Below are 7,756 nucleotides of genomic sequence, written 5' to 3' on the forward strand. Positions count from 1 at the left end.
TAAATTATAACAGCCGTCAACATGAGGGCAAGCCACACGGACCCGTATAGACTTGGTGACGAAATTGGCGGGAGACCTCGTGGTTCGTCCCCGAAATGCTAGCTGTGAGATCGAGGTAACCCGGCTTCCGGCGAGCCTAGCTATTTTGTACACCCCCGCCTCTTCGATAGTATGAGTCAGGAGACAGATGTCCACAAGTACGAGGTGGTCGTCGTCGGTGGCGGCCCCGCCGGTATGACGGCAGCACTATACGGCACGCGGCTAGGTCACAACACGGCAGTCGTCACTCGCGGCGGTGGACGCGCGGCGATGATGCAGGAAGTCCACAATCTGCTCGGTGTCCGTGAGGAGACCAGCGGCGGGGAGTTCCTTGGAATCGGACAGGAACAGCTCGAATCTTACGGCTGTGACATCCACCGCGATATGGTCTCCTCGTGTGACCGTCCGTCTGAGGGCGCATTCCGGCTCTCGGGCAACAGCGCCGACTACGAGGCGGAGATGGTCGTCCTCGCGACGGGATTCAACGACGTACGGCCGGAGCCCCCGCTTCCACGGACCGGACAGGGGCTCCACTACTGCCTGCACTGCGACGCCCACATGTTCGTCGACGAGTCGACCTACGTGATGGGTCACGCCGAGAGCGCAGCCCACGTCGCCGGGATCCTGCTGAATTTCACTGACGATGTTGATCTGCTGACCCGAGGAGAAGAGCCCGAGTGGAGCGACGAGACCGCTGCGATGCTCGACCGGCACCCGGTCGAGGTGTTTCACGAAGACGTGTCTGGGGTCCAGAACGGCGAGGACGGGTGGCTGAAAGCGTTGGAATTCGAGGACGGCACAGTGCGGGAGTACAAAGGTGGGTTCGCGATGTACGGCGCGGAGTACAACAACGGCCTCGCGCGCGAACTGGGCTGTGAAATCAACGACGACGGGACCATCGAGGTTGGCAACCACGGCCAGACGTCCGTCGAGAACGTCTACGCCGTCGGGGACTGCACGCCCGGCCACAACCAGATCCCGGTCGCACTCGGTCAGGGCGCGAAAGCCGGGATCGATGTCCACTTCCAGTTGCGGGATTTCCCCCGCGAACCGGAGCAGCTGGCGGAACTCGGTCCGGTCCGCTCCGAAGAAGTCCCCGACATCCCGGACGAACTCCTCGAACAGGCCGTCGACTTCCACACCTACGGTGAGTAGGGTCGACGGGAGAGTGAGAGTCGATATGTCCGGAACCGAGCACAAAAAGAGAAACTCCGACTTCACTCGTCGACGACGGTTCGCTCGCCTTCGTCGTCGCCCTGGTACTCGTAGACGACGTCGTCTTCGTCAGCAACGGCCTGATGGGAGCCGTCACAATGTGGTTTGTTAGCTGAGAGCCCACATCGACAGACGGCGACAGTTCCGCCCTGTTCTTCTAGCTCGTCCTCGTCGATGACGTACGGTCCTTCTGCATCGTGAGTGATTTTCCGTGACACAATAGTACCAAAGCGTGTGAGATAATAACAACCAGGTGGTACTAGTGTCACCTAGAAACCACTTGCCGACGACGCCTCACCGGTCAGGAGACCAGTTGTCTCAGACGTCGAGTTCCGCAGCGAGTTCGGAGATAGTTTCGATGGTAAAATCTGGATCGGGTCCAAACGGTTCCCATGGCGTCGATTTACGATCGATCCACGCAGTCTGCATCCCGGCGTGATCTGCACCCATGACGTCGAACCAGCCCGCAGTCACGTGGACGATCTCGTCGATCGGCGTGCCGGTTCGTGCGGCGGCGTGGCGGTAGATCTCGGCGGCTGGTTTGAACGTCCGGACTTCGTCGGCGCTAATCGTATCTTCCAAGAGATCCCCGATGTCGGCGTGTTCGACCATCGAGTCCAGCATCGCGGGGTTCCCGTTCGAGACCACGTAGCAGTCGTATCCACCGTCCCGGAGCCGCTTGACGCCGGTCTTCACGTCGTCAAAGACATCGAGCTCGTGGTAGACTGCGAGGATCTCGTCACGTCCCTCGGTCGTGACGTCAGCACCGTAGACATTGAGGGCGTACTGGAGCGCGTCGCGGTTCATCTCGTAGAACGGCTGGTACGCGTCGATCGCGTTCGCGACGAAAGTGTACTCGAGTGACCGGGCTCGCCAGAGCCGCGAGACAGGCTCTGGTTCCGCGACACGCTCTGTAAGTGCCTTCTCTGCAGCGTCTACGTCCACGAGTGTGCTGTACGAGTCGAACGTGATCGTCGACACCTGCTCTGGATCGAATGCCATGTGAGGTCACCTGTCGGCTCTCAATAATAATGCCCCGGGCCGAAGTCCGGTCATGTCACCGTCAGGGGATACAGGATCAGTCGATCACATCAAGAACTCTCTAATCGCTCCATTAGAGCGTGAATCTGCGTTTTCGATGCGTAGTTAGTTCTCAAAATGACACAGACGGAGAGTCTCGGTAATTCGGAGTCGCTGTCGGCGGCAAATCGCCGCCGACGCGACGGTGTTGCCACTCACGACCACTGTCCTGATCGGCGGACAGCTACCGGAAGAACCGGTCGTCGAGTGGTTGGTTTGCTGGAACTGTCCTGCNCACACCGAGCGCTGTCCAGGCTGCTCGCAGCACCATCTCACAGAATTCCGTGAATGACCACTGCCAGAGGCGGCGCCCCCCNCGGCGGGGCGCCGCCACGTACATCCAGTGGAGATACCGCCAGCTGTTCTGGAGCAGGAGGCTCACTACAAACATCACCAGTCGCAGACCAGCGTCCTGAGAACTGGTGAACGCGAGGCTTTGCTTGGCTAATCGGTAGCTCGATTCGATGCCGAANCGCTTGCTGTAGTGCTCTCGNGCATCTCGTGGNGTGTCGATNAACGGCGCGTCAGCGGCGTAGCCGTGACGCGCCACCCCGTGTTCGTCGTATCGTCCTTGCTGGTAGACGCAGTCGATGAACACAGGGAACGTCACCTTGCCGGCGAGATCGTGTTCGATCTCGCGGCTCCAGCCACTGTTGAGTTCGTCCTGAATCGTCTTGCCCCACTTGACGATTGGCATGACGTAGGCGTAGTTGTGCGCGTACAGCAGGCTGAGACAGGTGCTATTGTAGAATCCGCGATCCAGGTAGACGGCCTTGACGCCGAGGTCAAGGCCGTCGAGGAGTTCGAGAAACTCGGCAAGGACATCGCTGGTAGTTTCGCCAGCAACCAGCTGGCGAACCGCTAGCGTGTACCGCTTGTTGTGTACCCGCGCATAGAGCGTGGCGTATGCGTGAAACGTCGTCGTTCCACGTTTCGCTTGCGAGGAGTACAGCGCCTCTGTCTCGTCTTCGTCGCCGTAGTAGGGATCAAGGTGGAGGTCGGCGACGACCTCCACCGGCCGATCCGGCAGTGTTTCAAGAGCATCTCGTTGGAGAAGCGTGTCTCCAACCGCCTCAACCGAGTCAAGCTCGAACTGATCGGTGAGATGGCCACGGACGGTGTTGGCGTGCGGCGAGTCGTTGGTCGTTTCGCAGACATGGTTGATCGAGGTCCCACCGGCGCTGGCGCCGGCGAGGACCTCGTAGAGCTTCTCTGTGCTGACTTCGACGTTCTCGCCGAGATCTAACAAAAGCTCCTCGTCGAGACTGTTGACGACAAAATTAAGCAAGTGCTCTTCCTCTATCTCGCTGTCTGCTTGGGGTTGTTGCACATCTTCTCCAAGCAGATACTCACTCTAATCCGATATGATCGACTGGTTGTAGAAGTACCCAGCACGGTCAAGAAACACTACCAACTCTTCTCCAAACCGTTCTTGGAGCGCCCCGAGCAGCCAGATTCCTTGCTGTGAGGTGAGATTCTCTTCGGTCCAGCAGTAGAAGCTGTCACCGTCGTCGGTGACAGCGCCCAGCACTGTCACCTTATCCCAGGAGTTCGATGTCTCTATCGTTGGATTTGACCCGATAGGGTACCAGCCATGTCGTTGCACTGTGCCAACGCGCTTGGTAAACTGATCGACGACAACGACGGTTTTCTCGGTTAGTTTCGGCCGTTTTTTTCGACCATCTGTTGAAACTCAGCTTCTTGTTCTGAATCAGCCTCATGATTGCGCGGCCGTGCTGTCCGGCAGGACAGCCCGGCCTTTCCGAGGAGTTTCCGAGCGTGGCCCTCGCTGTATTCGACTCCGTACTCTTCGTTGACGTGGTGAAGCAGTAGTTTCGGCGACCACGCTTGTTGCTCATAGCCGAGTTCGGTCGGTGGCTGCTGAAGTTGTTCAAAGAACTGTTTGCGTTCGTGTTCGTCGAGCTTCGAGGGACGGCCTGGTCTGGGATCGTCATAGGGGGCTTGCTCGATCGGTTCCTCAGCGAACCGATCGAGCCAGTTGCGGATCGTCTTCTCTACGACACCATGCCGTTCAGCCAGTGTCTCCAGTTCATCGCCCTGCTTTCGGCCGATTGCAGCAAGAACACGTTCTCGAGGAATCTCTCCCTCGGTTCGTTCACGGAGTTGCTGAAGTTCTTCCAGAGTGATATCGTCTAACCGTCCCATTACCCCAAATTGGGTCTACGCTGGCAAATATTTTCGCATGACCGTATGAATACGTTGTTGTAGGAATCACCGAAGCTGATCTGAACCACGCGGACCACCTAAGAAATATCGGTATTTGAGAATAAAACGGCGGTCTCTGAACGGTTCTAAACAACGTGCACCGCGTGCACGCCTCTCTACTGCGGTAACGATCTGAAACAGTAACTAGACTGACTGTAGTACGTGAAGAGTTCTATGACACGCTGTCTTTGAACCATTAAACCAGCCATAAATGGTAAGACGGTTCAAAAAGGGGGTCCGATGGAAGTTGAGACTACAGCGGGTATAGAGGGCCTGTGATGCGTGAATTTGACCGATTCGGTCAGCGGAAACTGCTCCAGATCACTCTCCAAGCGGCCATTCTTGCCAAACCACCAACCTTGTGGACAAGTTTTTCAGATGTCCAATAGTGTAGCCACTCAGACGGCGCGCTAACCCAGACAGAGTGTCTCTCTACCCGATTCCAGTTTCCTTCTTCAGCAGCGTCAGCGTGTTGTCCGCTGTAATCACCGGTGAGTGCTCATACTCGCCAGTTACCTCGACTTGGACGAGTAGATCGGCGGCCCGCCAGATCGAGTACAGCAGGCAGGCGAACGCGAAGTAGAAGAACCGGAGCCCAAAATCCTTCGAGGTCGTCGCGGCCATGAATCGCTTGATCGATTTGTAGCCACTCTCGATTTCCCAGCGGTAGCCGTACTCCGTGAGGTGCCCGCTCCCTCGATTCGTCATGAACACCGAATACTGTCGGTGATCGTCGTGCACGGAGTTCTCCTTCCGGCGGTAGATCAGCGTCGTCTCGTGCCATTCGTTCTTCCCGAGGTGGAGCTTCCTGTCGGTTTCGTACCGATCTTGATCACGTCGAAGCAACCGCTTTGCCTGGGCTTTCTCGCTGGTCTGCATCCGCTTGGGCACGACATACGACAGTCCCCGCTGGCCGATCATCTCCAGAACGTGTTGGCTGTCGAACTCTCGGTCCATCAGGACGTTGTCGACGTGAACGGCTGCTTCAGCAGAGTCCAAGAGATCCTCAACAATCTCCTTCCGTGATTCACCCCGCCGCACAGGTCGCGCATCGAGTACAATCGGGACAGCGTTCCCGACTAACTGAACCGTCGCCCACTGGTACGCGTATTCGTCGGTCTTCTCCTTCGTGCCGATGATCTCGTCTTCGTGGCCCGTCCTATCGCCAGTAAACGGGTCAGCTTCGGTGATGTCGATCGCGATAATTCCCGCCCGGAGGAACTCCTCTGTTCGGCCGACCTCATCCAGTAGCCGGGTGACTGCCTGTCGGTACATTTCTCGGATCTCCGCGATAGAGAAGTCACGAATCTGGTCGCGGTGGGCGTGACCAAGCGGTGTCCGATCACGTGTCGACTCATGGATGAAGCTCCGAGCGCCCTCGTTAGCAGCGAGATTCTCACGCAACCCGAGATAGGTCTGTAACCCCCAGTAGGCGTTCTCGTGAATCTCACAGCCCTCACCACGGTCTAACGAGAACACCGGGAAGACGACGTGGCCGACGTGGTCGATTATTTGTTCCGCCCGTTCCAAGACGGCCCGGTCGTCGGGATCGGATTCCCTGCCTTCGTTCTCTCGCTGTGGGGGCTTCCGCTCCGGATGACGTGGAACAGTGACACCTTCGTTCTGAGCGGTAATGAGAATCGTTTGTGCGGCAGTCTCGACTGTTTCCCGCAAATCGGCGGTGAAACGCTCGTGCCAACTCCGCCACAGTGTTGACTGGTTCGGAACGGCCTCAAACTCGAGTTGCTTACAAAGTTCAGGGTGGCTATCGAGGTATTCGACGAGTGCCGTCTCGTGATTCCATCCGTGGATCTCTTTCAGCACGAACACTCGAAAGAGGGAGTCCATCCCGTACCGGGTCGACTTCGAGTAGCGGTCGTGGGACTCGAATCTGAAGTAGGCCAGCGGTAGCGAACACACGAACTGCCCGATTGAGTCGTGGATCTCGTGGGCGAACCACGCGCCCGAAACCGTCCGAACATCCGATTCCAGTCCCGCAAGCGACGTTCGATCGTACAGTGGTGTCGACTCATACGCCGGCCACTCGACGTACGATCGTTGAGCGATTCCTCGAAAGACCGTTCGACGAGAGACGGGAGTCGAAGCCACTACGGGAGAATCAGGAGGACGCACACAAGAATTCGTCCAGATCGACAGAGTGCTGGACGACTACTACAACAGGTGGCCGTACCCTTTGCGTTCGAGTTCGGCTTCCAGTTCGACATGCATCGCTTCGACAGTCTCCTCGTCGAAGTGCTGTCCCGTCATCGCTCCCGAGACCTCCGCGATCTCAGCGTGCCACTCGCGTACTGCGTCCGCAAGCGCGGCGAGAAGTTCCTCTTCGGTCTTGTTTGCTCCGTCGACCTCCTCGACGATCTGCCATCCTGGCTGGAAGTTTTCGAGGACGTATCCTGTCTCCTCGAACTGAATCGCGAACCGCTCGCAGACCGCTCCAAACCCGGTTTCGATGCTGAGTAACGGGATGACGTGAACGATCTCATCACACTCCTCCAGTGCACGAAGATCCGCGACGGGCACAGCAGTCTCTGGAAGCACTGAATAGAGTGGATCAGGCAGAGGAGGGTCGCTCTCATCGACCCCTGACGACTCGTACTGGGCGTCGATCGGGGCGCCCTTCTCGTTCACGACTGCTGGCTCTGTGTCACTCGGTTCCTCGCTGAGAGCCTCTTTCAGGATGCCGTAGAAGCGCTACTCGTCGCCGTAGTCGTAGAGATAGCAGATGCGGTCGTACTGTTCAAGACCGAGCTGACGAGTCATCTCACCGATCGTCACGTCTCCTGCGTTCTCGATCCGTTCCGTACGTAATACCGGATCGCCACCAAGCGACTCCTCATACTCCTGCGGGCACTGGTATTTGACATGAGGCTGTCATAGAACTCTTCTCACACCGTGATGATCGTGCTTCCCGGGTTGTCTCCACGTTCGTAGTTGGTGATAGCGACGACGAGGCGAAGGCACAGAGCAAGAAACACCTGCGCTCGTGCGTGGACGCGGCCTCGGGCGTGCGTTCGCCCGAGGCCGCAGTCCTTCACTGATTCGTTGGTTCGCTCTACTCCCGTACGGCGGTTATACGTCTCGTCTAACGTTGATTGCTTCATCTGGACGTCCTCGCTGTGTTTTTCGATGCGGTCTTCGACCCTGTACTCGATGTCTTTCGGATCATCAGCGTTCCGTG

Annotated in this window: 8 protein-coding genes and 1 pseudogene; 1 reads left to right on the forward strand and 8 read right to left on the reverse strand. The window is 57.7% G+C overall.

Going from position 1 to position 7,756, the window contains the following annotated elements:
• Positions 1-171 precede the first annotated feature (171 nt).
• Positions 172-1,194, forward strand: a complete 1,023-nt coding sequence (locus HALKA_RS0106760) for an NAD(P)/FAD-dependent oxidoreductase (protein WP_018257271.1) — start codon at positions 172-174, stop codon at positions 1,192-1,194.
• A gap of 62 nt (positions 1,195-1,256) precedes the next feature.
• On the opposite strand, the gene HALKA_RS0106765 is transcribed toward HALKA_RS0106760, so the two are convergent.
• From HALKA_RS0106765 to HALKA_RS19295, 8 genes and pseudogenes are all read right to left on the reverse strand, one after another.
• Positions 1,257-1,472, reverse strand: a complete 216-nt coding sequence (locus HALKA_RS0106765) for a CDGSH iron-sulfur domain-containing protein (RefSeq protein ID WP_018257272.1) — start codon at positions 1,470-1,472, stop codon at positions 1,257-1,259.
• 100 nt (positions 1,473-1,572) lie between these two features.
• A complete protein-coding gene (locus HALKA_RS0106770; protein ID WP_018257273.1) occupies positions 1,573-2,256 on the reverse strand; it encodes a haloacid dehalogenase type II in 684 nt (227 codons plus the stop codon).
• A gap of 262 nt (positions 2,257-2,518) precedes the next feature.
• Positions 2,519-3,664, reverse strand: coding sequence for an ISH3 family transposase (locus tag HALKA_RS0106775; RefSeq protein ID WP_018257274.1), 1,146 nt, complete (start codon positions 3,662-3,664; stop codon positions 2,519-2,521).
• Positions 3,665-3,688: 24 nt separating this feature from the next.
• Positions 3,689-3,940 carry a transposase gene (locus tag HALKA_RS19285; protein WP_245545347.1) on the reverse strand — a complete coding sequence of 84 codons (252 nt, stop codon included), beginning with the start codon at positions 3,938-3,940 and terminating at the stop codon, positions 3,689-3,691.
• A gap of 50 nt (positions 3,941-3,990) precedes the next feature.
• On the reverse strand, positions 3,991-4,500 hold the full coding sequence (locus HALKA_RS20280) for a helix-turn-helix domain-containing protein (protein ID WP_080505802.1): 510 nt from the start codon (positions 4,498-4,500) through the stop codon (positions 3,991-3,993).
• A 492-nt stretch (positions 4,501-4,992) separates the two neighbouring features.
• Complete coding sequence (locus HALKA_RS0106790) at positions 4,993-6,669, reverse strand: transposase (RefSeq protein ID WP_018257252.1); 1,677 nt, start codon at positions 6,667-6,669, stop codon at positions 4,993-4,995.
• A gap of 63 nt (positions 6,670-6,732) precedes the next feature.
• Positions 6,733-7,440 (reverse strand): annotated as a pseudogene (locus HALKA_RS19290) (IS1096 element passenger TnpR family protein); the annotation flags it as partial.
• Positions 7,441-7,463: 23 nt separating this feature from the next.
• A partial coding sequence (locus tag HALKA_RS19295) for a transposase (protein WP_018257275.1) occupies positions 7,464-7,756 on the reverse strand: 293 nt, incomplete at its 5' end.

Origin of the sequence: Halomicrobium katesii DSM 19301 (assembly GCF_000379085.1) — an archaeon.
Classification (GTDB): Archaea; Halobacteriota; Halobacteria; order Halobacteriales; family Haloarculaceae; genus Halomicrobium; species Halomicrobium katesii.

Excerpts from the sequence above, each read along its gene's own strand:
- HALKA_RS0106770 (WP_018257273.1), bottom strand. The coding sequence starts at position 2,256 with ATGGCATTCGATCCAGAGCAGGTGTCGACGATCACGTTCGACTCGTAC.
- HALKA_RS0106760 (WP_018257271.1), top strand. The coding sequence starts at position 172 with ATGAGTCAGGAGACAGATGTCCACAAGTACGAGGTGGTCGTCGTCGGT.
- HALKA_RS20280 (WP_080505802.1), bottom strand. The coding sequence starts at position 4,500 with ATGGGACGGTTAGACGATATCACTCTGGAAGAACTTCAGCAACTCCGT.